1 pseudogene is annotated in these 856 nt (G+C 65.7%); it reads right to left on the bottom strand.

The window, feature by feature from the left end:
- Positions 1-728 (bottom strand): annotated as a pseudogene (locus tag CR165_RS24170) (IS5 family transposase).
- Between the last annotated feature and the right edge of the window lie 128 nt (positions 729-856).

Here is an 856-nt window from a genome sequence, read left to right as displayed (position 1 = left end):
CTAGGCGGCGTGGACAAAGCTGATCCATAGGCGGATGGCAGCGAGTTGGACAAATCCGAGGAAACTGCTGGCGGTGTGGTCGTAGCGGGTAGCGACGCGGCGGCAGTTCTTCAGGCGGTTGATGCAGCGCTCGATGCGATTGCGCAGCGCGTAGAGAGGCCGCTGGACGCTGTGCTGGATGCGCCTGTTCCGCTTGGTTGGGATTTCCGGTTGGCCGCCACGGTCGCGCACATCTTGCCGTATGGCATCGCTGTCGTAGCCGCGATCCGCGAGCATGATGCCGGGGTCGCTGTCCCGCTCCTCCATCAGCACGCCGTACGCCGTGCTGTCATGCGCCTCGCCCGGCGTCAGCGTCAGGCTGATCGGCAGGCCATGGACATTGGTGCGAAGGTGGATCTTGGTCGAGAAGCCACCGCGCGAGCGTCCAAGACCCTGGCGATGAGGCCCCCTTTTGCGCCAGCCGCGCAGTGATGGGCGCGGACGATGGTGCTGTCGATCATCTGCAAGGTGTCAGCATCGCCGCCACCATCCGCCAGCGCCTGCAGCAGCACATCCCACAGGCCTGAGGTGGTCCAGCGCCGATACTGCCGGTGGACGGAGTTCCAGTTGCCCAGTTCAGGCGGCAGGTCGCGCCAGGGAATGCCCGTGCGCGCCACCCAGAAGATGGCATCCAACACCCGACGGTGACCACCCGGCGGGCGGCCGCGGAAGGGGCCGGTCTCGACCACGAAGGGCTCGAAGAAGGCCCATTCCTCGTCCGTCAGCAAACCTCGCAGCACCGGCGCCTCCCTTCAGGAGGCAGCCTTGAATCACCTCAGGTTCAGGGTGTGAAGCACCTTTGTCCACGTCGCCTAGG

Origin of the sequence: Teichococcus aestuarii (assembly GCF_003116135.1) — a bacterium.
Taxonomy (GTDB): domain Bacteria; phylum Pseudomonadota; class Alphaproteobacteria; order Acetobacterales; family Acetobacteraceae; genus Pseudoroseomonas; species Pseudoroseomonas aestuarii.
Note: the sequence above shows the minus strand (reverse complement) of the source record. Positions and strands in the feature narration are given on the sequence as shown.